The organism is Kitasatospora sp. NPDC058046 (assembly GCF_042885595.1).
In the GTDB taxonomy this organism is placed as follows: Bacteria; Actinomycetota; Actinomycetes; order Streptomycetales; family Streptomycetaceae; genus Kitasatospora.
The window spans coordinates 255676-277702 of sequence record NZ_JBHVRS010000005.1 but is presented as its reverse complement, the minus strand read 5'-3'; the positions used below and the strand labels follow the sequence as shown (position 1 = coordinate 277702).

At 75.9% G+C, this 22027-nt stretch carries 19 protein-coding genes; 6 read left to right on the top strand and 13 right to left on the bottom strand.

Annotated features, from left to right (window positions below; all coding sequences use genetic code 11):
* Positions 1-122 precede the first annotated feature (122 nt).
* On the bottom strand, positions 123-4319 hold the full coding sequence (locus ACFVU7_RS13500; RefSeq protein ID WP_388045100.1) for a hypothetical protein: 4197 nt from the start codon (positions 4317-4319) through the stop codon (positions 123-125).
* A 292-nt stretch (positions 4320-4611) separates the two neighbouring features.
* Between ACFVU7_RS13500 and ACFVU7_RS13495 the strand changes: the two genes are divergently transcribed.
* Positions 4612-6408 (top strand): hypothetical protein, encoded by a 1797-nt coding sequence (locus tag ACFVU7_RS13495; protein ID WP_380744667.1) that lies wholly within the window; start codon positions 4612-4614, stop codon positions 6406-6408.
* A 46-nt stretch (positions 6409-6454) separates the two neighbouring features.
* Here ACFVU7_RS13495 and ACFVU7_RS13490 read toward each other — a convergent pair whose 3' ends face one another.
* Positions 6455-6997 carry a hypothetical protein gene (locus ACFVU7_RS13490; RefSeq protein WP_388045099.1) on the bottom strand — a complete coding sequence of 181 codons (543 nt, stop codon included), beginning with the start codon at positions 6995-6997 and terminating at the stop codon, positions 6455-6457.
* Between the two features lie 168 nt (positions 6998-7165).
* Entirely contained in the window at positions 7166-9412 is a 2247-nt protein-coding gene (locus tag ACFVU7_RS13485) for a heavy metal translocating P-type ATPase (RefSeq protein ID WP_388045098.1), read from the bottom strand.
* Positions 9413-9714: 302 nt separating this feature from the next.
* Here ACFVU7_RS13485 and ACFVU7_RS13480 point away from each other — a divergent pair, with 302 nt between their 5' ends.
* Together ACFVU7_RS13480 and ACFVU7_RS13475 are read left to right on the top strand one after the other, a co-directional pair.
* Positions 9715-9996, top strand: coding sequence for a metal-sensitive transcriptional regulator (locus ACFVU7_RS13480; RefSeq protein ID WP_049651130.1), 282 nt, complete (start codon positions 9715-9717; stop codon positions 9994-9996).
* 90 nt (positions 9997-10086) lie between these two features.
* A complete protein-coding gene (locus tag ACFVU7_RS13475) occupies positions 10087-10986 on the top strand; it encodes a hypothetical protein (protein ID WP_388045097.1) in 900 nt (299 codons plus the stop codon).
* Positions 10987-11125: 139 nt separating this feature from the next.
* Here ACFVU7_RS13475 and ACFVU7_RS13470 read toward each other — a convergent pair whose 3' ends face one another.
* Positions 11126-11827, bottom strand: a complete 702-nt coding sequence (locus tag ACFVU7_RS13470; RefSeq protein ID WP_375877139.1) for an NAD(P)-dependent oxidoreductase — start codon at positions 11825-11827, stop codon at positions 11126-11128.
* Positions 11828-11950: 123 nt separating this feature from the next.
* Here ACFVU7_RS13470 and ACFVU7_RS13465 point away from each other — a divergent pair, with 123 nt between their 5' ends.
* Positions 11951-12667: a TetR/AcrR family transcriptional regulator gene (locus ACFVU7_RS13465; RefSeq protein ID WP_049651127.1), complete on the top strand. Its 717-nt coding sequence runs from the start codon at positions 11951-11953 to the stop codon at positions 12665-12667.
* Between the two features lie 223 nt (positions 12668-12890).
* Here the strand turns inward: ACFVU7_RS13465 and ACFVU7_RS13460 are convergent, their stop codons facing one another.
* The 4 genes from ACFVU7_RS13460 to ACFVU7_RS13445 all read right to left on the bottom strand — a co-directional run bounded on the left by ACFVU7_RS13460 (position 12891) and on the right by ACFVU7_RS13445 (position 15826).
* Positions 12891-13391: a hypothetical protein gene (locus tag ACFVU7_RS13460; RefSeq protein WP_388045096.1), complete on the bottom strand. Its 501-nt coding sequence runs from the start codon at positions 13389-13391 to the stop codon at positions 12891-12893.
* A gap of 135 nt (positions 13392-13526) precedes the next feature.
* Positions 13527-13922: a contact-dependent growth inhibition system immunity protein gene (locus ACFVU7_RS13455; RefSeq protein ID WP_380745555.1), complete on the bottom strand. Its 396-nt coding sequence runs from the start codon at positions 13920-13922 to the stop codon at positions 13527-13529.
* A gap of 46 nt (positions 13923-13968) precedes the next feature.
* Positions 13969-14898, bottom strand: a complete 930-nt coding sequence (locus tag ACFVU7_RS13450; protein ID WP_388045095.1) for an SDR family NAD(P)-dependent oxidoreductase — start codon at positions 14896-14898, stop codon at positions 13969-13971.
* Between the two features lie 40 nt (positions 14899-14938).
* On the bottom strand, positions 14939-15826 hold the full coding sequence (locus ACFVU7_RS13445; RefSeq protein ID WP_388045094.1) for an SDR family NAD(P)-dependent oxidoreductase: 888 nt from the start codon (positions 15824-15826) through the stop codon (positions 14939-14941).
* Positions 15827-15898: 72 nt separating this feature from the next.
* On the opposite strand from ACFVU7_RS13445, the gene ACFVU7_RS13440 reads away from it, so the two are divergent.
* Positions 15899-16837, top strand: a complete 939-nt coding sequence (locus ACFVU7_RS13440) for a LysR family transcriptional regulator (protein WP_388045093.1) — start codon at positions 15899-15901, stop codon at positions 16835-16837.
* Positions 16838-16849: 12 nt separating this feature from the next.
* On the opposite strand, the gene ACFVU7_RS13435 is transcribed toward ACFVU7_RS13440, so the two are convergent.
* The 3 genes from ACFVU7_RS13435 to ACFVU7_RS13425 all read right to left on the bottom strand — a co-directional run bounded on the left by ACFVU7_RS13435 (position 16850) and on the right by ACFVU7_RS13425 (position 18904).
* The gene (locus ACFVU7_RS13435) at positions 16850-17173 is read right to left on the bottom strand and encodes a hypothetical protein (RefSeq protein ID WP_388045092.1); all 324 of its coding nucleotides are present in this window, start codon (positions 17171-17173) and stop codon (positions 16850-16852) included.
* Positions 17174-17208: 35 nt separating this feature from the next.
* The gene (locus ACFVU7_RS13430) at positions 17209-17379 is read right to left on the bottom strand and encodes a hypothetical protein (protein ID WP_388045091.1); all 171 of its coding nucleotides are present in this window, start codon (positions 17377-17379) and stop codon (positions 17209-17211) included.
* Between the two features lie 88 nt (positions 17380-17467).
* Positions 17468-18904, bottom strand: coding sequence for an MFS transporter (locus ACFVU7_RS13425; RefSeq protein WP_117487080.1), 1437 nt, complete (start codon positions 18902-18904; stop codon positions 17468-17470).
* 279 nt (positions 18905-19183) lie between these two features.
* On the opposite strand from ACFVU7_RS13425, the gene ACFVU7_RS13420 reads away from it, so the two are divergent.
* Positions 19184-20089, top strand: a complete 906-nt coding sequence (locus ACFVU7_RS13420) for an NADP-dependent oxidoreductase (RefSeq protein WP_388045090.1) — start codon at positions 19184-19186, stop codon at positions 20087-20089.
* 104 nt (positions 20090-20193) lie between these two features.
* On the opposite strand, the gene ACFVU7_RS13415 is transcribed toward ACFVU7_RS13420, so the two are convergent.
* Both ACFVU7_RS13415 and ACFVU7_RS13410 read right to left on the bottom strand, forming a co-directional pair.
* Positions 20194-21327, bottom strand: a complete 1134-nt coding sequence (locus ACFVU7_RS13415; RefSeq protein ID WP_388045089.1) for a CU044_5270 family protein — start codon at positions 21325-21327, stop codon at positions 20194-20196.
* Positions 21324-21971, bottom strand: a complete 648-nt coding sequence (locus ACFVU7_RS13410) for an RNA polymerase sigma factor (RefSeq protein WP_375877149.1) — start codon at positions 21969-21971, stop codon at positions 21324-21326. The genes ACFVU7_RS13415 and ACFVU7_RS13410 overlap by 4 nt, the downstream gene beginning before the upstream one ends.
* Positions 21972-22027: the final 56 nt, after the last annotated feature.

Here is a 22027-nt window from a genome sequence, read left to right as displayed (position 1 = left end):
CTCTCCTCACGGTGGCGGTGGCGGTTCGGTCGGCGCTTCGGGTGACGGCCCGGGGCGACGGGGATCGGCCTGCGGTCTGCGGCGTACGGTCCAGGACGCTCCCGACTGCCGTGCGGTTGCCGTCAGTAGAGCGACCTGATCCGCATCTGCATGGCGTGCAGCTCAGGGTCGTCCGGGCTGTACTCGACGGCCGTGCGGGCCAGCTCCTTGGCCTCGCGCAGTTTCCGGGCGTTGGCCTGCTGGACGGCGAACGAGCCGTAGACGATGCCGAGTTCGCGGCACAGCTTGTCGGTGTCCTCCTGGGTGCCGGACAGTTCGAGCGCCTCCTCCAGCAGCTTGATCGCCGCCCGGTAGCGGCGGGCCTCGTAGTGGCTGATGGCCTTGCCGCGCCAGAGGCTGACCATCAGGCGGCGGATGTCGGTCGAGTCGTCGTAGGACCTGGCCCTCTCGAGCATCGCGGCCTGGTCCGCGAACGGCTTGTCCTGCATCGCGTCCACCACGTGGTTGGCGATCAGCACCGAGACCCGGCGCGGGGCCTCGTGCTCGACCCCGCCCTCCCACTCCGGGTCGGCGCGCAGCGCCTCGGCCATCCAGGCGACGGCGCGGCGGTGGTCGTCGGCGAAGGCGGCCGAGCGGGCGAGCTGGCGCAGGACGAAGATCAGGCCGATCCGGTGGTCGGGGTCGGGGTTGAGTTCGACGAGCGCCCGCCAGGCGCCGGCGGCCTCCTCCAGTTCCGCGTCGGTGGCGTCGGGGTGGCTGAGCTGGCCGGCCCGGTTGCCGAGGGCGGCCTCCAGGAAGTGCCGGGCGGTCGGGTCGCCGGGGACCAGCTCCAGGCTCTTCTCCAGCAGCCCGAGGGCGCGGGAGTAGTCCTTGTCCTCGTTGTTGATCTTGCGTGCCCACTGCGCGTAGGTGGCGCCGAGGTCGCCCCGCACCTCGGGGTCGTCGGGGGCCAACGCCAGGGCCTTCTCCAGGAGTTCGGCGGCTCCGGCCTGGTCGTCCAGGCTGTTCTTGAGCAGCGCGCGGGCGGCCCGGACCCCGGACTCGGCGGCGATCGCGGCGGCGTCGGCGGGCAGCCGGGCGCCGGGGACGGCCCGGGCGCGGGAGAGGCTGTCCAGGGCCTCGCGCCAGTCCTGGTTGCGGTGGTGCTCGCGGGCCTGGCTGACCAGGGACTCGCCGAGCAGTTCCTGCCAGTCCTCGCCGCGCCGCTGCTCGGGCACCGCGTCCAGGGCGGCGACGGCGGCGGCCTGCCGGCCCTGGAGCTGCAGGTAGCGCTGCGGGCCGAGTTCGCCGAACAGGCCGAGCGCCCGGGTGGGAGCGGGCGCGTCGGGGCCGGCCGGGCGCTGCCGCCAGGGCCGGACGGCCTGCTCGAAGGCCTCGGCCCAGCCGTCCGCTCCGGGCTCGGCGCGCAGCAGCCGGTCGAGGGTCGGGCCGAGCGCGAGGCGGCGGGCCGGGCGGCCTGGCAGGGTGATCCGGACGTCCTCCTGGGCGAGCGCGTCCGCGCAGTGGGTCTCCAGGCCGAGGCGCAGCGTCCAGGCGGTGACCTCGTCCCCGCTGCGCCCGGCGGCCCGGTCCAGGGCGCGCAGGTCGTCGCGGAGGCGGTCGAGCAGTCCGGCGCGGGCGGCGGCCAGCCGCTGGGGCTCGGCGGTGCGGCCGGTGGTCCGGGCGGACTCGGCCCACAGCTCGGGCTGGTGCAGGGCGGCGACGAGGCTGCCGATCGTCCAGGCCCAGACCTCCTCGCCTGGGCTGTCGGGACCGTCGGCGGTTTCGGCGGCATCGGAGGCACCGGCCGCGAGCCGGTAGCCGGCCAGGCCGAGCGCGTGCAGCACCCGGGGGTGGGCCGGGTCCCTGAGCAGCAGCTCGCGGTAGGCCTCCCAGGCTTCGCGGTGGCGGCCGTCGAGGACGGCCTGGTGCGCCTCGTGCTCGGCGAGCAGGGCGAGCGCGCCGGCCACCCGCTCACGGCCCGGCACCTCGCGCCCCGGCACCCCGTCGCCGGGGACGGGCTGGAGCGCCTGGCGCAGGTCGACGGCGGCCTGGCCGAGCCGACCGGCGGCGAGGGCGGCGCCGGCCCGGCGGACCAGGACGGCCGCGCGGGCCGCCCCGGCCTCGGCGGGCACCCCGGCCAGGGCCTCGTCCAGGCGGCCGAGTTCGGCGCGCAGCAGGGCGAGGTCGGTCCGGACGGGCACGGCCGCGGCGCCGTCGCCGAGCGCCACGGCCCAGCGGGCGAGCACCGGTTCGGCCTGCTCGGGGGTGCCGGCCCGGCGGGCGCAGTCGAGGACGGCGCGCAGCGCGGGGGCGGAGCAGCGAACACAGCGGGGCGGGGCGGCGGCCTCGGGGGCGTGCTGGTGGTCGGGGCAGGCCTCGCGGCCGCAGCCGCCGCAGGTACCGGTGGCGGGGCGGTCGCAGAGCGCGCAGTCGCCGGCCGGCTCCGCCACGGCCGTGCCGGAGGTGAGGAAGTGCCGGTACCAGTCCAGGGCGGCGGCCCAGTTGCCGGCCCGTTCGGCGAGCAGGGCGCGCAGCCGGGCGGTCGCCGGGTCGCCGGCCGGGTCGGGCGGGCCGAGCAGGGCGATCGTCCGGGCCGGGCGGCCGGCCAGCAGGGCGACGGCGGCCAGGTGGTAGCGGTCGCGCGGGCCGTGGCCGGCGTCGAGCAGGGCGGCGACCGGCTCCGGGGTGCCCTCGGCCAGGGCGAGGGCGGCGCGCAGCCGGGCCTGGCGGTGGGTGAGGGCGCCGGGCAGGGTGTCGGCGAGGGCGAGCGCGGCGGCGGCGCGGCGGCGCGGTTCGGCGTGGTCGCGGCCGGTGACCAGCAGGTGGGCGGCCTCGCGCAGGGCGGCTTCGCGCAGCGCGGCGCGGTAGCCGGGGGCCTCCGGGTGCTCGGCGGTGGCCCGCTGCCAGAGTTCGCGGGCGGCCGTCGGGTCGGCGTCCAGCCGGGTGCGGGCGAGCCGGTCGCGGGCCAGGGCCCGGCGGGGGCGCAGGTCCTCGTCGTCCAGCGCCTCCCAGCGGGCGAGGGCGCCGGCCGGGTCGCCGGTTCGGGCGAGGGCGAGGCCGTGGTGGAAGGCGGCGACGGCGGTCCAGCGGGTGCCCGGTTCGGTGCCGGCCCGGGTACCGGATTCGGCCCCGGCGGCGGCCTCGCTGTCGGCCTCGGCGCGCAGGAGCGGCTCGGCCTCCTCGGCCCGCCCGGCGGCGAGCAGGGCGGCGCCGAGCCGGACCCGGGCGGGGCGCCAGTCGGGGGCCGCGCCGAGGCCGGCCCGGTAGTCGGCGGCGGCCTCGGCGGGGCGTTCGGCGCGCTCGTGCACCAGGGCGAGGCCGAACCGGGCCGGGGCGAAGCCGGGCCGGACGGTCAGGGCGGCGGTGAACTGCTCCCGGGCCCGCTCGTCGGCGCCGAGCAGCAGGGCGAGCCGGCCGAGGGCGTAGCGGGGGCGGGGGTCGGTCGGGCTCTCGCCGGCGGCGGCCGCGAGGTCGGCCCAGGCCGCCTCGGTGGCGCCGAGGCGCTGGCGGGCCAGCCCGCGGAAGAGCAGGCCGTCGGTGCGCAGGGCCGGGCCGCGCCCCCACGGGGAGGGTTCGCCGGGGCCGCGGCGCAGCGCCTCGTCGAAGGCGGCGACGGCGGGTTCGTCGCGGTGCAGGGTGTAGAGCTGGGCGCCCCAGCGGAACCAGAGTTCGGCGCTGCCGGAGGGGGCCGCGGCGGCGAGCAGGACCTCGGCCTCGGCGGCCCGGTCGGTGGCGCGCAGCAGGGCGGCCCGGGCGAGCACCGGCCAGTCCCGGCCGGGCAGGGCGGCGAGGGCGCGGGCGGTGGTGTCCTCGCGCTGCTCGGGGGCGCCGTCGCGGCAGCGGTGCTGGAGCCAGTCGACGGTGCGGGCGACGGTCTCGGCCTCCGCGCCGGGCTCGGGGCCGGCGGCGGTGGCCTGGAGGTGGGCGAACAGCGGGCCGAGGTCGCCGTCGGGGGCCCGCAGCCGCTCCTCGGCGAGCTGGCGCAGGCTCCACCGGGGCAGTTGCCGGGCCGGGTCGGCGAGCAGCGGGTAGGCCTCGCGGTGCAGGGCGAGGGTGGCCTCCTGGTCGCCGGTGGGGACGGTGGCCTCGGCCTGGCCGAGCAGGGCGAGGCCGCGCTGCGGGCCCAACTCCCCGGGTGCGTCGGCGAGTCGGCGGGCCAGCCGGGCGTAGCGGCGGCGGGCCTGGGCGTCCCGGCCGGCGGCGAGCCGGGCGGCGGCGGCGGCCAGTTCCCTCGCCACCGTCGCGGCGTCCAGGGCCCGACGGCGGCGGGCCAGCACGACGGCGGCCGCCGCACCGGCCAGCGCCACCACGACCAGCAGCACCGCTAACAGCGCCATGCACCGTCCCCCTGGGTTCGGACACCATCCACCCCATGACCAACTGGCTTCTGGAGATCATGAGTTGACGTCGTGTCGTGATGTTGCTCGGGCGCCATCAGAATAGGCCCTCGATCGGACAGCCGAACAGGAAAGCGCACTATCCTGGGCAGCGCGGCAGCCGTACGACAGCAGCACAGCAGCAGCTCGTCGGGAGCGGAACGGCAGCACAGCCAGCAGCGCGCCGGCGGTACCTGAACCGGCGCGTCAACAGCGGTCAACCGTCGGGGGTCGAGTGTCGGAGTCGCGTTGGGTGCCCGGGCTCCGGTTCGGGCCGGAGTTCGACCCCGAGCAGTACGAACTCCTGGAGTTCCACCACCGGGGCGGCGAGGCCGAGGTATGGCGGGCGGTCCGCACCGGGCACAACGGGCGCAAGGAACTGGTCGCCGCGAAGATCATGCTGGAGCGCGACCCGGGCGAGGTGCGGCGCTGGCTCGGCCGCTGGGACGACGTCTCGCACAACGCGCACCGGCTGGGCGTCACCGACCTGGTCGTGCCCAGCTTCCTGCTCGGCCCCTCCCCGCACCGGCCCGGCACCCCGCCCGGCGGCGCGCTGCTGGGCTACCAGATCTCGCCCTGGGTCGAGGGCGTGCCGCTGCACACCTGGGCGCGCGGCCAGCGCGGCGGCCCGCCGGCGGTGGCCGAGGTGCTGGCCCGGCTCTGCCGGATCGTCGACGAGCTGCACCGCAAGCGCTGGGTGCACCGCGACATCTCCCCCGCCAACGTCCTGGTGGACGGCCAGGGGCAGGTCAAGCTGATCGACCTGACCTTCCTCGCCCCGCTGGACCACGCCCTGACCGTCGCGGTGTTCACCCCCGGGCACGTCCCGCCGGAGGCCGAGCAGGTCGGCGGCTTCCCGACCACCGCCAAGGACCTGTTCGCGGTCGGCACCCTCGCCCGCACCCTGCTGCTGCCCGACCACGGCCGCCTGGACCACCGGCTGGCCGCCGAACAGGCCCGCGCCGAACTGCTGGCGGCGGGCTACGGCGAGGAGTTGGCGCGCTGGGCCTGCGAGCCGCTGGCCCGCGACCCCGACCGCCGCCCCGCCCCGCTCGGCCCGTGGGCCGCCCGGGGCCGTGAACTGCTGCGCGCCCACCGGCCGGTGGCCCGTACCGCGGGCCTGGCCGTGCTGCCCGACCCGGCCGGGCGCCCGCTGGTGGTCACCGGCGGCGCCGACGGCACCGCGCTGACCGGGCCCGGCAGCCCCGGCCGGGCCCTCCCGGCAGGCCAGGGCCTCTCCGCCGTACGGGAGTTGACGGCTGGCTGGGCCGGACACCCGGGCGAGCTGGTGGTCTGCGCCGAGGACCGCGGCGGCACCCTGTGGGTCGGTACGGCCGCGGGCTGGTGGGAGGCCGCGCGCGGGGTCAACGGCCTGGCGGGCGCGGTCGGTTCGGCCGGGGAGATGACGGTGTGGGCGGCCGTCGGCGGCGCGCTGCGCTCGTACCGCTGGGCGCCCGGACGCACCCTCACCGGCCAGGAGCACCCCGGCTGCCCGGCCGACCGGGTGCTCGCCGCCGAGGAGGAGCGGCCAGGCAGCTGGCTGCTGCTGGTCGAGCACCGCGAACGGCTGCTGAGCTGGCGGCCCGGCGCCGCCCGACCGCCCGTCCCGGTGGGCCCGGCCGGCCCGCTGCGCGCCGGGGCGCTGGCCCGCACCTCCGCCGGACCGCAGGCCGCCGTGCTGCGGGCGGACGGCTCCGTCCAGCTGCACACGCTGGGCGCGGGGGCGGGGGCAGCCGGGGCGGGAACGGAGGCCGGAACGGAGATCGGCGACGGCGAGCCCTCGCTCGGCCTCGCCATGGTGGGCCACCGCGGCGGCCCGACCGTCGCACTGGCCGGAGCGGGCGGCGTACGGCTGCGGCTGCCGGCCGGCGGCGCGTCCCGCCGGCCGCGCTGGTGGCGGCCGACGCTGCGCCCGGCCACCCGGGTCGCGCTGGCCATCGGCGACGACTGGCGGCTGTGCCTGGCGGCGGTGGTGGAGGGCGAGTTGCAGGTGTGGCAGGAGGACGCGGCGTACCGCTGGCAGGCGGTGGAGCTGCCGGAGGAGGGTTAGCGTCAGTGCGCTTCCGGGCAGCCCTGGAGCAGTTCGTCGGAGGGGGTCAGGCCGTGGCTTCCGGGCAGCCGTGGAGGAGCTCGGCGAAGGCCGCCCCGGCGGCGTCCCGCGGGAGGATCCGTTCCGCCCGGCGGCCGTCCGGCGTGCTGATCACATAGCGCTCGGCGTGGTACGAGAAGTCGTCCCAGGGCTCCCAGGTGTGGGCGCGCAGCAGGGTCCGGCCGCAGCGGGTGCAGCCGATCCACGGGACGAGGACCAGGTCGGCCAGCTCCGGTTCGCTCCAGCCCGTGACCACCTCGGCCTCGTCGCGCTCGCCGTCCAGCAGCCGTACCGGGGCGGGCGCGCCGTCGCCCGGGCAGCGCAGCAGGCCGGGGGCGAGCCGCTCGCGCTCCCCCCACTCCTCGGTGAGCACGGAGATCTGCGCCCGGTCCGTACCGCCGATCGGGATCTGGCGGGCGAGCAGGCCCTCGACCAGCAGGCCGAGCCCGCTCTCCTGCTCGCCGACCGCCCGGCAGTCCTTGACGCCCTGGGCGGCGTCGGCGGGCAGGAGGTCGGCGATCCGGTGCCAGAGCGCGGTGTCTTCGTCCATGGGTCGGACTCTAGTCGCGGGTGATCCGCGCTGGTCGGCCAGGGTCTGCGGCGGCGCGCACCGAGGCCCCGGAACCCTGGTGGGGTTCCGGGGCCTCGGCCCGGCGGTGCGGAGCGGCTCGGTGGCGCGGAGCGGCTCGGTGGCTCCGCGGCTCAGCTGCCCAGCTGCTCAGCGGAAGCGGCGCAGCCGGAGGCTGTTGCCGACCACGAAGACCGAGGAGAAGGCCATCGCGGCCCCCGCGATCATCGGGTTGAGCAGACCCGCCGCGGCCAGCGGCAGGGCGGCGACGTTGTAGCCGAAGGCCCAGAACAGGTTGCTCTTGATGGTGGCCAGGGTGCGGCGGGAGAGCCGGATGGCGTCCGCCGCGGCCAGCAGGTCGCCGCGGACCAGGGTGAGGTCGCCGGCCTCGATGGCGGCGTCGGTGCCGGTGCCCATCGCCAGGCCCAGGTCGGCCTGGGCGAGCGCGGCCGCGTCGTTGACGCCGTCGCCGACCATCGCGACGACCTTGCCCTCGGCCTGCAGCCGCTTGACGGTGTCGACCTTGTCCTGCGGCATGACCTCGGCGATCACGTGCTCCGGCCCGATGCCGACCTCGGCCGCCACGGCCTCGGCGACCAGCCGGTTGTCGCCGGTGAGCAGCACCGGGGTCAGGCCCAGGGCGCGCAGCCTGCCGATGGCCTCGGCGCTGGTCGGCTTGACCGCGTCGGCGACCTCCAGCACGGCCCGGGCCTCGCCGTCCCAGCCGACCGCGATCGCGGTGCGGCCGGCCGCCTCGGCGGTGCGCTTGGCCTCGGCCAGCGCCTCGGGCAGGTACTGCGACCACTCGTTCAGCAGGGCCTCCCGGCCGGCCACCACGGCGTGGCCGTCCACCACGCCCTGGACGCCCAGGCCCGGGACGTTCTCGAAGCCCTCGACGGCGGGCAGTTCGCCGGCCTTGGCGGCGGCGGTGGCGATCGCCCGGGCGATCGGGTGCTCGGAGGCGTGCTCCAAGGCGCCGGCCAGGCGCAGCACCTCTGCCCGGTCCACGCCCTCGGCGGTGTGCACGGCGAGCAGGGTCATCTGGCCGGTGGTGACGGTGCCGGTCTTGTCCAGGACGATGGTGTCGACCTTGCGGGTGGACTCCAGGACCTCCGGGCCCTTGATCAGGACGCCCAGCTGGGCGCCGCGGCCGGTGCCGACCAGCAGGGCGGTCGGGGTGGCCAGGCCCAGGGCGCACGGGCAGGCGATGATCAGCACGGCGACGGCCGCGGTGAAGGCGGCGGTCCAGCCTTCGCCGGTGCCCAGCCAGTAGCCGAGGGTGGCCACCGCGAGGGTGATCACGATCGGGACGAAGACCGCGGAGATCCGGTCGGCCAGCCGCTGGGCGGCGGCCTTGCCGTTCTGCGCCTCCTCGACCAGCCGGGCCATCCGGGACAGCTGGGTGTCGGCACCGACCCGGGTGGCCTCGACCACCAGCCGGCCGCCCGCGTTGACGGTGGCGCCGGTGACGGCGTCGCCGACCCCGACCTCGACCGGGACGGACTCGCCGGTCAGCATCGAGGCGTCCACCGCCGAGGCGCCCTCGACCACCGTGCCGTCGGTGGCGATCTTCTCGCCCGGCCGGACCACGAAGCGGTCGCCCACGGCGAGGTCGGCGATCGGGATGCGCACCTCGGCCCCGCCGCGCAGCACCGTCACGTCCTTGGCGCCCAGTTCCAGCAGCGCCTTGAGCGCGGCCCCGGCGGTGCGCTTGGAGCGCGCCTCGAAGTAGCGGCCGGCCAGGATGAAGGCGGTGACCCCGGCCGCCGCCTCCAGGTAGATGTTGGACGAGCCGTCGCCGCGGGCGATGGTGAACTCGAAGCCGTGCCGCATGCCCGGCATCCCGGCGTCGCCGAAGAACAGCGCCCACAGCGACCAGAGGAACGCGGCGGTGGTGCCGAGCGAGACCAGGGTGTCCATGGTCGCGGCGCCGTGCCGGGCGTTGGTGAACGCGGCCCGGTGGAACGGCCAGGCGGCGTAGGTGACGACCGGTGCGGCGAGGGTCAGCGACAGCCACTGCCAGTTGTCGAACTGGAGGGCCGGCACCATCGCCATCGCGATCACCGGCACCGCGAGCGCCACGGCGGTGAACAACCGCTGGCGCAGCGGGGCCAGTTCGTCGGCCGGCTCGGCCTGCCCGGCGCCCGAACCCCCTTCCGCGGCCGGGGGCTTGGGCAGCGCGGCGGTGTAGCCGGTGGCCTCGACGGTGGCGATCAGGTCGGCGACCTCGACCCCGCCCTCGAAGGAGACCTTCGCCTTCTCCGTGGCGTAGTTGACGCTGGCCGTGACCCCGTCCATCCGGTTGAGCTTCTTCTCGATCCGGGCCGCGCAGGAGGCGCACGTCATGCCGCCGATCGAGAGTTCCACCTCCGCTGAGGCGGGTGCCTGCGTAGTCATCGTCGCTCCTCGTGACGTCGTCGTGCGGTACGTTCGGCGGCCGGGCCCTCGTACCCATGGGGGGTATCGGGCGGTGCCGGGTTCATTTATACCCCTGAGGGGTATCGGCCGCAAGCCCTGACGGATACCCCCTGCCCGTATTTTTCCGGGGGCGGCGACTGCTTGACTTGATACCCCCATGGGGTATTCACTCGTGGGCATCGAGCGGCGTCGAGCCGCATCGAGACGCACCAAGGCGCGTCGAACCGCATCAAGTCGCATCACGTCGCACCGAGCCCCCGCCGGAACCCGAGGAGGACCCCATGGCCGGCTACCACAACGACAAGGACCAGCTCCTGCGCCGCCTGCGCCGCGTCGAGGGCCAGATCCGCGGCCTCCAGCGCATGGTCGACACCGACACCTACTGCATCGACACGCTCACCCAGGTCTCCGCCGCCACCAAGGCCCTCCAGTCCGTGGCGCTGCAGCTGCTCGACTCCCACCTCGCCCACTGCGTCCACGACGCCATCGCGGGCGGCGGGGCCGAGGCGGACGCCAAGGTCGCCGAGGCCACCCAGGCCATCGCCCGGCTCATGCGGGCCTGAGCGCCCGGCCCGTCCCCCTTCTGTCCTGCCGTCCTGCCGCCCCGCCGTCCCGCCGTCCCGCCGTCCCGCATCACGAGGAGAAACGCCGCCATGAACACCCCGCTGCGCATCACCGCCTTCACCGCCGGACTCGCCGCCGCCTTCGGCCTCGCCCTCGGCGTCGGCCACGCCACCGGCAACGGCCCCTCCCCCAAGCCCGCCACCACCGCGCACGGCGGGCACGCCGGGCACGGCGAGGAGACGACGGACGGCGGCGCCGAGCACCTGCCCGGCGGACTGCAGGTCTCCGAACGCGGCTACACGCTCAGCGTCGAGAACCCGTTCGTGACCGCCGGCTCCCCCACCGACCTGCGCTTCCGCATCCTCGGCACGGACGGCAAGCCCGTCACCGCCTACCAGCAGCAGCACGAGAAGGACCTGCACCTGATCGTCGCCCCGCGCGACCTGTCGACCTTCCAGCACCTGCACCCGACCCTCGCCGCCGACGGCACCTGGAGCGCCCAGACCGCCGTCCCCGCCGCCGGGGAGTACCGGGTCTTCGCGGACTTCACCCCGGCCGGGGCGACCGAGAGACTCACCCTCGGCGCCGATCTGCACGCCGCGGGCGACCTGCGGCCCGCCCCGCTGCCGGAGACCGGACGGACCGTCACCGTCGACGGCTACACCGTCACCCTCGGCGGCGACCTCACGCCCGGGCGCAGCGGCACGCTCACCCTCGGCGTCAGCAAGGACGGCCGGCCGGTCACCGACCTCCAGCCCTACCTCGGCGCGTACGGCCACCTCGTCGCCCTGCGCGCCGGCGACCTCGCCTACCTGCACGTCCACCCGGACACCGGCACCCCGGGCCCGGAGATCGGCTTCACCACCACCGCCCCGAGCCCCGGCAGCTACCGCCTCTTCCTGGACTTCAAGCACCAGGACACCGTCCACACGGCGGCCTTCACCGTGACGACGGAAGGCGCCGCCGCCCCGGCCGGCCACCAGCACTGAGCGGGCCCGTACGAGAGGTGCCGGGCGATCCCACGGGGGGATCGCCCGGCACCTCTGCTGTTCACCCGATCGGGTGTGGAGCGGCTTGCCGGAGCACGGCGAGGAGAGAGGTTCCCGGGTGGATCTCGACTACGACCTTTCAGTACCCGACCGTGAAGCGGCGCTGGACGAAGCGCGGCAGCTCCGCCTCGTCGACCAGGGCGACCGCGGCGTCCTCCACCGAGATGCGACTGCGTCCGTCCGCGTCCAGGACGGACTGGTCGCCACCGGTCCGGAAACGGCCGGTACGCTCGCCGGGAGCGATGTCCTCGGCCGGGCTGAAGTAGGTCCACAGCCGATTCGAAGTTCGCAGGACGGTCAGGGCGTCCCGGTGGCCGCGCACGGCGGCCGCGTACTCCCGGGGCAGTCCGAGCGCGTCGAGGCTCTCATGGATCAGCTCGTCATGGTCGGCGCGCACCACGCCCGGTTCGACCTCCAGGCTTCCGGCACCGCCGATCACGATCAGGCGCGTCCTGGGGTGGCTCTCCAGTGCCGTCAGCAGCGCGCGGGCGGCAGTCGCGTAGACCGTGGGGTCGGCGATGGAGCGACGGACGGTGTCGGCGAAGTCCTTGGCGGCGTTGCCCGGCTGGAATCCGCTGATCAGCACGTCCAGGCCGGGCAGCACGGCCGCGATGCTCGCCGCGTCGAGGACGTCGACGTCGGCCCAGGTGATGTTCTCGCGGGTCTCCTTGATCCGTGAAGTGTCCCGACCGAAGGCCGAGACCAGGTGTCCGCGCTGAAGCGCCTCGGTGACGACCCGGCTGCCGATGCCGCCAGTGGCGCCGATGACTCCGATGTGCATGGTTCTCCCCTCAACCTGCCTGCGAATACGGCGACATGACGGACCGTCGGTCGCCACGGCGAAAACTATACGGCGTGAAGTTTTGATACGCCAACCAATCTGGTGACACTGTAGAGTGTCCGCATGGCGGCTACCGGGACCACAGGACGACGCGAGCGGCTGCGCGCCGAGACGACGGCCGAAATCAAGAGCGTGGCATTGGCGCTGATGGCCTCAGGCGGCCCCGACGCCATCACGCTGCGGGCCATCGCCCGAGAGATGGGCATGACCGCCAACGCCATCTACGGCTACTTCGCCACCCGCGACGATCTGGTCACCACGCTCATCAACGACGTGTACACCGCGCTGGCCGACGCCGTGGACGCGGCCTGGGAGGCCGCCCCCGCCAAGGACCCGGCGGTCCGGATCCAGGCATGGGCCACCGCCTTCCGGAACTGGGCCGTCGCCAACCCCGAGGGCTTCCGCCTCGTCTACGGTGACCCGGTCCCCGGCTACCACGCCCCCGAGGGCGGCGCCGCCCCGGACGCCGCGCGCCGGGTGTGCACAGGACTCGCCGCACTCGCGGCAGCTGCCTGGCCCCACACCGAACACCTCTACCGAGACAGCACGTTCGAGTGGCCCGACTTCGACCCCGGGCTCCGCGACAAGGTGCGCGAGGCCTTCCCGGAGCTGCCCCCCGCCGCCGTCGCACTCGCCCTGCGCATCTGGGGACACCTGCACGGCCTGGTGTCACTGGAGATCTACGGCCACCTCCACACTCAGATGGCCAGCCCGGACAAGCTCTTCCGCGAGGAACTGGCCCAGCTCGTCCGAGCACTGGGCATCCCTCACCAGGGCTGAGCGGCTCCGCCGCACAGCCCTGATCGGGCTTGTCCCGCGGCCCGGTGAGGTGAGGAGGAGCGGAACACCGGTTCAGGACCTCGTGCGGGTCGGGGGCCTCACACCTGTCCGCAGCCACCAACACCTGAAAGCAGTTGCGCGAGAAGTCGGCCAGGCCGACTTCTCGCGCAAGCCTTCCCGCCTCACACCACCTGCCCTTTGACGGGCCGGAGCCCTGGCCCGATCAGCGCTGGATCTCGGCCCGCGCCCGCTCGTCCGGCGTGCCGATGTCCCAGAAGCGGACGATTCCGTGCGCGCCGGCGTAGGCGCCCGTACCGCCGGTGACGGCCATGTCGAGCGGGGCACTCGATCCCTTCGTCCAGAGCGACTGCATCGCCAGGGAACCGCCCTCGACCTCCATGGTGATGAGGCACTGCTTCGTCACCTCCCCACCGTGGAGCTGGACGACCTGGCACGATCCGCCCCCGCGTCCGACGCTGCGGCCGCCCTGAACGGTGGCGCCGGAGTAGACGTCCATGTCGCCCAGGCTCGGCCCGGCCGCGCCAAGGTCCAGCACCTCGTACTGGTCGTTCTGGACCTTGAGCTCGAGCAGCTCGGCGCGGCCCTTTCGCGGACTGTCGGCGTCCGCGGTACCCACCGCGGCGAATCCGATCGCGGCCATGGCCAGCGCGGCGGCGACGAACCTCCTGGCCGTCAGGTACCTGCTGCTTCCGTTGGTGCCCATGCTGGGTCCCCCTTCGCTGTGAACTCGTGCGCGAACTCCCTCGACGCTATGACCCGCGAGCCGGCCTTTTCCAAGACCAATCCCGTTATCGCGCCATACCTTCGCGGGCATGATCGGCTCACAGCGGAGCAGGTCCTACCAGGACAGGAACCCCTCGACGTCGCGTTTCAGAGGCTGCGGCACCTCGGCCAGCTCCGAGACGATCGAGCGCACCTCCCACCTGAGTTCGGGGCGCTCCCGCCAGACCGCCTCGCCCCTGGTGAGCACGGCGGCCAGCAGATCGCCCTCGTACATGTCGCCTGCCGCCAGCGGGTCGGCCCGCAGGACCTCCACCGCCAGCGGCAGGAGGTGGGCAAGGCCGACGTCCTGCCTGATCAGCAGCCGCAGGTCTTCGACGGTCAGGCCGCCGATGGGCCGGCGCCGAAGCTCGCGCGCGGTCGCCACGAGCCGGGTCTCGCCGCCCGAAGGGGCCGGCCGGCGGTCGTGCTCAAGTTCCTCGAGCGAGCGGTCACGGTCCACGATGCGAGTCACCGGCCGATCGTCCCATGTCGGCTCTCGAAAGCTGTCCGAGCGGCGGTCAGCCGGAGGACTTCACCGACTCCTCCGACAGGTCCCGGAGCCTCCGGGCGTTCTCGCCGTCCAGTGCGTAGCGCGCGACGCCTTGCAGCGGGACGCCTCGGCGGTCGAGCACCTCGGCCTCGTCGCAGTCGGCGAAGTAGCGGCCGCCGACGCCGTCCAGCAGGGGCGAGACGGCGAGCAGGACGGAGGTCGCCGCTCCCTGGGCGACCGTCTTCATCAGCTCGGGCGGGATGGTCCCGCTGCCCCGGCCGTCGGTGTGGCGCTGGAGGTTGGTGAGGATCGCGCCGGGCATCAGGGCGTTGGCGGTGATGCCGTCGCCGGCCCAGCGGCGGCTCGCCTCGACCGCGAACAGGACGTTGGCGGTCTTGGACTGGGCGTAGGCGAGCCACGGGTCGTACGGGCGGAAGGCGAAGTGGACGTCGTCCCAGACGATCGGCGACCGCTGGTGGGCGCTGGAGCTGACCGAGACGATCCGGGCGGCGCCGTCGGCGGCAAGCGCGCGGTGCAGGCCGGTGGCGAGGGCGAAGTGCCCCAGGTGGTTGGTGGCGAACTGCCACTCCCAGCCCTGCTCGGTGTACCGCTCCGGGCAGGCCATCACGCCGGCGTTGTTCACCAGGATGTGCAGCGGGCCCTGCCAGGCCTCCGCGAACGCGGCGACGGAGGCCAGGTCGGTGAGGTCCAGCCGGCCGACGTGCACCTCCCGGTTGCCGGTGGCCGCGGTGATCTCCTCGGCGACCCGCCGCCCGGCCGCCACGTCGCGGACGGCCAGGGTGACGGCGGCGCCGGTGCCGGCCAGCACCCGGGCGGTCTCCGTGCCGAGGCCGGAGGCGGCGCCGGTCACCACGGCGCGGCGGCCGGTGAGGTCGACGCCCTGCGCGACCTCGGCGGCGGTGGTCGCGAAGCCGTACGGCGTGCTGATCGCGTTCATCGGTGAACTCCTCTTCGGGCAACGGGTGTTGTCGACGCCCTCACGGTACGAGCAGGCGGTCCTGCTCGGTCGGCGGCGTGCCGCCGTACCAGTCGAGCGGGCGGCCCGCGCGGACGAGTTCGCCGTACAGGGCCGGGTCGACGGGCGCGGCGAACACCAGGTCCAGGATGTCCGCGGCCGCCACCGCGGGCGGGCGCGCCTCGCGGTAGTCGCCGAACCAGGGGCGCGAGGTCGCGGTGTCGACCATGCCCGGGCAGACGGAGGCGATCAGGATGCCGGCGGCGAGGTCGCGCTCGCGCCGCTCGGCGGCGACCGCCCGGACGGCGGCCACCTGGGCCACCTTCGAGGGCACGTTCAGCCAGCGCGGCCAGCCCGCCTCCTCGGCGGTGCCGTGGTGGATCGCGGCGCGCCAGGACTCGACGGCGTACTCCACCTGGTCGAGGGTCGCGCCGTCGAACAGGTGCCGCAGCCGGGGGTCCAGGTGGCCGAGGGTGCCCAGGCTGCTGGCCACCACGAGCAGTCGGCCGCCGGGGCGCAGCACCGGGGCGAAGTCGCGCAGCACGGCGTGGGTGGCGGTGTTGGAGACGTCGATGAACTCGTCGGCGCGCTCGGACTGCGACTCGCCGGGGAGCAGCCGGGCGACGGCGTTGGACAGGACGATGTCGACGCCGCCGTGCCGCTGCCGGAGTTCGTCGGCGAGGCGGGCGAGGGCCTCGGTATCGGTGACGTCCAGGACCCGTCCTTCGACGCGGCCACGGGTGCCGGCCGACCGGGCGACCTGGTGGGCGGCCTCGGTGACGCGCTGCTCGCTGCGGCCGGTGAGCAGGACCAGGTCGGCCGGCCGCAGGCGGGCCGCCAGCCCCTCGGCGAGGGCCCGGCCGAGGCCCTGGTTGGCCCCCGTGACGAGGGCGGTGCGGGGATCGCTCATACCGACCACGGTAGGAACCGGCGCCTCCATGAGTCCAACGAAACTCTCGCACCTCTGCTATGCGTAGACGTCATGGACTTCACGGACGTCTCGCTGACCGCGCTGCGGGTGTTCCGGGCCGTGGCCGAGCAGGGCACCTTCACGGCGGCCGCGCAGGCGCTGGGGTACACCCAGTCGGCGGTGTCCCGGCAGATCGCCTCGATCGAACGGGCCGCGGGCGCGGAGCTGCTGGAACGGCGCCGCGAGGGCGTCCGGCTGACGGCCGCCGGGCGGGTGGTGATGCGGCACGCGACCGTCGTGCTGGAGGAGATCGACGCGGCGGCCCGCGAACTGTCCGGCCGGCCCGAGGAGGGCGGGACGGTCCGGCTCGGCTGGGTGCCGACCACCGGCACCACGCTCGTCCCGCAGGCCCTCGCCGCGCTGCGGCGCAGCGACCCGGGGGTGCGGGTGACCAGCCGCGAGGGCGGCACGGCGACGCTGGCGCGGGCGCTGCGGGCGGGCGGCATCGACCTCGCCCTGCTCTCCTCGGCCCCGCCGTTCCGCGCCCCGGACACCGAGTCGCCGCCCCTGGTGCTGCAGACCCTCACCGAGCGCGCCCTGTGCCTGGCCGTGCCCGCCGCGCACCCGCTGGCCCGCGGGGAGTACGTCGACGTGGCCGACCTGCGCGGGCAACGGTGGATCGCCGGGCCGTCCGCCGGGGCCGACCGGCTGATGGGGGTGTGGCCGGGGCTGGACGAACGGCCCGAGATCGCCCACACCGCCCGCGACTGGCTCGCCAAGCTGCACCTGGTGGCGGCCGGCGGCGGGCTGACCACCGTCTCCCCCGCCATGGCCGCCGCCGCACCGCCCGGCGTACGCGTCCTGCCGGTACGCGGCGGCCCGCAGGAGGTGCGGCGGCTGCTGCTGGCCCGCCTCCCGCAGCCGCCCACCGACCCGGTCCGCCGCCTGGCGGCGGCGCTGCGCGCGGCAGCGGTGGCGGAGGCGAACGGCGGTCCGCAGGAGGCCCGTTGAGCCGCGCGCAGGTCAGTCCGAGGCTCGTCGGTCCGCCCCGGGCGGCGGGACGGGCCCGAGGTCGACCTCGGGCTCGCGGGTGAGGACGGCGAGCAGGGCCGGGTCCGCGTACACCTCGGCGCTGTGCTGCCACTGGGTGAGCAGGAGCTCCACCGGGGCGAGGTCGTCCAGGGCCACCACGCCGCGCGCCGTGTCGAACAGTTCGGTGATCAGGGTGTCGAGGTCCTCGTCGGGCAGGACGGTGCACCAGGGCAGGGCTACGGGCAGGGCCTGCCGCAGTGCGGCGGCGTCTCCGGCCCGCGCGAGCCCGGCGAGTGCTTCGTAGGTGAAGTCCACGGCTGAGGATCGTACGTGAGGCAGGGCGTCCGAGGTCAGCGGCCCGGGCGGCAGGGGGCGGGGGCGGGGGTGCCACGGGCCGGGTCGGCGGTGACGGCCGCCGCGACGGCGCCGGCCAGGCAGGCGATCAGGCAGCGGGTGACGGGGTGGCGTACGGCGCGCAGCAGGGCGGGCGGGCGTGTGGCGGGGGCCGGGTGGCGTGTCATCGAGGGCTCCTTCGCGTGGGGGTACGGCCGTCGGGGGCCGCGTCGGTGGACGCGGCCCCCGGCGGGGCGGGCGGGGTGGTGGGCGGCCTCACGCGGCCGTCGCGGACTTCGTCCCGGCGGCGTCCGCGCGCCCGGGGCGCGGGGTGCGCAGGGTGGCCGCCGCGAGCAGGCCTCCGGCCACCGCGATCGCCGCGGCGCCGAGGAAGGCCGCGGAGAAGCCCGAGGTCAGGCCCTGGACGGTGGCGTCCGGGGTCCGGGCGCCGGCCAGTGCGGTCATCGCGGCCAGGCCGAGCGCCGAGCCCACCTGGTAGCCGGTGTTGACGATGCCGGAGGCGAGGCCGCCGTCCTCCGGGGGCGCGCTGGAGATCGCGGTGCCGAGGGAGGGGATGAAGGCGAGCGCCATGCCGGTCGCGGCGAGCAGGGAGGCGGGCAGCACGTCGGTCCAGAAGTTGCCGTCCGGGCGGGCCTGCGAGAGCCCGGCCAGGCCGGCGCCGAGGGCGAGCATGCCGGTGACGACCAGCGCCTTGGGGCCGAAGCGGGCGATCAGCCGGGGCGCCAGGGTGATCATGATGCCCATGATGGCGACGGTCATCGGCAGCAGGGCCGCGCCGCTGGCGAAGGCGCCGAGGTGGAGGACCTGCTGGAGGTAGAGGTTCAGGAAGAACCACATCGGCACCCAGGCCGCGGCCAGCAGGAACTGGGCGAGGTTGGCGGCGCCGAGGTTCGGCACCCGGAAGATGCCCAGCCGCATCAGCGGCTCGCGGCGCCTGCCCTGGACGACCAGGAAGGCGGCCAGCAGCACGGCCGCGCCGGCCAGGGTCAGCAGGGTCGACGCGGAGGCCCAACCCGCCTCCGGGGCGCGGACGACGGCGTACACGGCGGCGGCCAGTCCGGCGGTGACGGTGAGCGCGCCGACGAGGTCGATGCCGCCGCGGCGCCGGGGCGCGGAGGGCATCAGCGCGGGAGTGGCGAGCAGCGCGACCGCGGCCACCGGGATGTTGATGTAGAACACCCAGGGCCAGCTGACGTACTGGGTGATCAGGCCGCCGAGGAAGACGCCCGCGGTGCCGCCGGCCGGGGCCGCCGCGCCGTACAGGGCGAAGGCCTTGGTCAGTTCCTTCGGGTTCCCGCCGAAGAGCGTCATCAGCAGGGTGAGCGCCGAGGGGGCGATGAGGGCGGCGCCGAGGCCCTGGACGCCGCGGCCGGCCAGCTCGGTGGGCACGTTCCCGGCGAGGCCGGCGAGCAGTGAGCCCGCGCCGAGGACCGCCCAGCCGGCGCTGAACAGGCGGCGGGCGCCGAGCAGGTCGGAGAGCCGTCCGCCGAGCAGGAGCAGGCCGCCGAAGGCGACCACGTACGCGTTGAACACCCAGGACAGGTCCTCCTGACCGAAGCCGAGGGCGTCCTTCATCCTGGGCAGGGCCACCCCGATGATCGAGGTGTCCATGATCACCACGAACTGCGCGGCGGCGATCAGCGCCAGTGCGCGCCACCTCCGGGGGTCGGGCCCGGTGCTGTCGGTTGCCATCTCTTACTCCCTGTCTGTGAGGGGTATCGGCCGGGGGCGGTGCCTCGCGGCGATCGCCGAGGATCGCCAACTCGCAGGACGGGCACGGTGGATGTGCCGGTCGACGACCCCGGTGAGGACGACCGAGAACATACCCTAGGGGGGTAGGGTTTAGTCAACGGAGCCGGGGCGGCGGGGAACGGGGCCCGGCGGCGGGAGGCAGCCCGCGAAGGCGGGGAATCCGGCGTCCACCGGCGGGGTTTCACCAGGCGTCAGCACCCGCCTCGTGAAGGGCCCTCCGTGCGCGCCATCCAGATCGACCGTTTCGGCACCCCCGAGGTCCTCGACCTCGTCGAGACCCCCCGGCCCGCGCCCGGCCCCGGGGAGGTGCTGGTCCGGACCGTCGCGAGCGGCATCAACCCCGTCGACGACAAGACCCGGGAGGGGGCCATCGGCGAGGGCGCTCCCCCGCTGCCGACGACGCTCGGCTGGGACCTGGCCGGCGTCGTGGTCGACGGCGGCGACAGCCCGCTGGAGGCGGGGGAACGGGTCATCGCCATGTCCCACCAACTCGGCACCACCCGCGGCACCTGGGCCGACCTGGTCGCCCTCCCGGCGGAGGCGGTGGCCGTCGCGCCGCGGGCGGTCAGCCTGGTCGAGGCCGCCACGCTGCCGCTGCCCGGGCTGACGGCCCTGCAGACGCTGGACTGGCTGGCGGTGTCCGCCGGGGAGCGGCTGCTGATCGCCGGTGCCGCCGGCGCGGTCGGCGGGCTCGCCCTGCAGATAGCCCGGGCGCGGGGCGTCGAGGTCGACGCCCTGGTCTCCCGCGACGCACAGGCCGGCTTCGCCCGCGAGCACGGCGCGGGGCTCGTCTCCACCGACCCCGCCGCCTTCCGGGGCGACGGCTACGACGCGGTCTTCGACACCTTCGGGGCCTTCGTCACCGACGCGGTCGCGGACGGCGGCCGCTACGCCTCGATCGCCACCCAGGCCGGCCCCGTCCCGGACCTCTCCGCCCGGGGCGTGCGCACCACCGTCCACCAGGTGCGCGAGGACGGCGCCGGGCTGGCCGAGTTGGCCCGGCTCGTCGACGCCGGCGCCCTGCGGCCGCGGGTGCACGCCACGTACGGGCTCCAGGAGATCCGGGCCGCGCACGAGCGGTTCCGCGAGGGCGGCCTGGCCGGGAAGATCGTCGTGACGTTCTGACCGCCGCCCTCGGCCGCCTCACCCGCGAGCGGCCCTCGGCCGGGCCGCGCCCACCGCACCGGGGCCCTCGTGGAGGAACCCGGCGGGGGTGGGCCGGCACCGGACTACCGGACTGGCGGCGGGAGTTCGCCGACGCGGTCGGCGGCGGCCCGGGCGAGGACCGCGGAGGTGCCGACCACCGTCCCGGCCGGGCCCGCGTCGCCGTCCTCGGCGAGGACCGTGCGCTCGCCGAGGAACGCGTACGTGCTCCGGTCGAAGACCCACTGCGTCTGCCGCCCGTACGCCGTACGGGCCACGGCGACGCCCTCGCGCCCGGCGGCGTCGACGGCCGAGGCGACCACCGTGACCCCGGGGATCCGCTCGGCCGCCCGGTAGAGCGCGGCGCCGACCTGCGGCGGTGCCCAGGTCTCGGCCAGCAGGTCGCCGATCGCCGTGAACGCCCGCTGGTCCGGGTCCTGGCCCTGGCCCCGGGTCTGCTCCCTGATCAGCCGCAGCAGGGCGTCCGGGTCGGTGGGCAGCGCGGCGACGAAGGCATGGGTCGGTTCGCCGACCGACGGGCCGCCTCCCCCGCCGAACGCCTCGGGCCGGGCCGTCGCCCCCGGCTGGTCGAGGTGGAGGACCGGCCCGTCCTCGCCGAGCCGGCTGTCCGGCCCGCCCTCCTCGCGCAGCAGGCCGGGGCGACTGCCGTCGGCGGACAGCCACACCTGCCGGGTGTGCGCGGGCGCCATCGTCACGGGGCCGCCGCCCGCGCTCTGCGCCGCGTAGGCGACCCTGCTCTCGATGTAGACGAACTGGTCGGCGCGGACCGCCGGTTGCTCCGATCCGGCGGCGGCGAGGGCGATGCGGGCGAGCAGCCGTACGGCTTCGGAGCCGCCGGTCGCACCGCCTCCCGCCACCGCCGCGTGGTCGCGCCCGGGCGTCCCCGCGCCCCCGAGGTCCGACGCCACGACGCCGACCACCGCCAGGGCGCAGGCGAGCGCCGGCACCGCGATCCGGAACCGGGCCGAACGCCTGGCCGAACGCCGGACCGGGCGCCCGGCCCGACGCCGGAGCGAGGCTCGCGGAGCGGGGCGGCCCTGCGGCTCGGCGGCCTGGCGCAACAGCGCTTCCCTCAACAGCAGTCGGCGGTCCGCGTCCAGGCCGGGCACCGCCGGCGGGGGCAGCAGCCCGGCGAGTTCGCGGCGCTCCGACTCCTCGGACGCCGGGCGCTGCGCGGCGCGCCGTGGGGTGGCGTTCATCCGTGGCTCTCCTGGGTCGACGGCCGGAGCGCGGGGAGGCGGCCCGGTACGGGCAGGGCGGGGGCGGCGGCACGGGCCCTGGCTTCGGCCTTCGCCTTCACTTTCGCCTCCGCCCTGGCCTCGGCCTCGGTGAGTTCGCGCAGCCGGGCCCGCGCCCGGGACAGCCGCGAGCGGACGGTCCCGACCGGCGTGCCGAGCGCCTCGGCCGCGCTCGCGTAGTCCAGTCCGGCCCACACCACCAGCGTGAAGACCTCCCGGTCGCGCCGCCGGAGCCGGGCGAGCGCCCGGCGCGCGGCCCGCAGCTCCTCGACGTCCGCGAGGTGCGCGACCAGGTCGTCGGAGAAGTCCGGGACGGCGCCGCGCTCCGGGATCCGGGCGAGCGCGAGGTCGCGGCGCCGCCGGGCGCGGGCGTTGCGGCGCATGACGTTGGTCGCGATCCCCAGCAGCCACGGGCGCAGGCCGTCGCCGTCGGGGTGCAGCCGCTCCCGGCCCCGCCACGCCTCCAGGAAGGTCGTCGAGACGACGTCCTCGGCCTCCGCCCAGTCGCCCGTCACGCGCAGGGCGTAGCGGTACAGCACCTGGGCGTGCTCGTCGTAGAGCTCGCCCAGGACGTCGGGGTCGCCGCGGCGCAGACGCGTTCTCATGAGTGCTTCCACACTCTGCCCTGCCCGGTCCGGCACCCGGGTTCCGGTGACGTGCG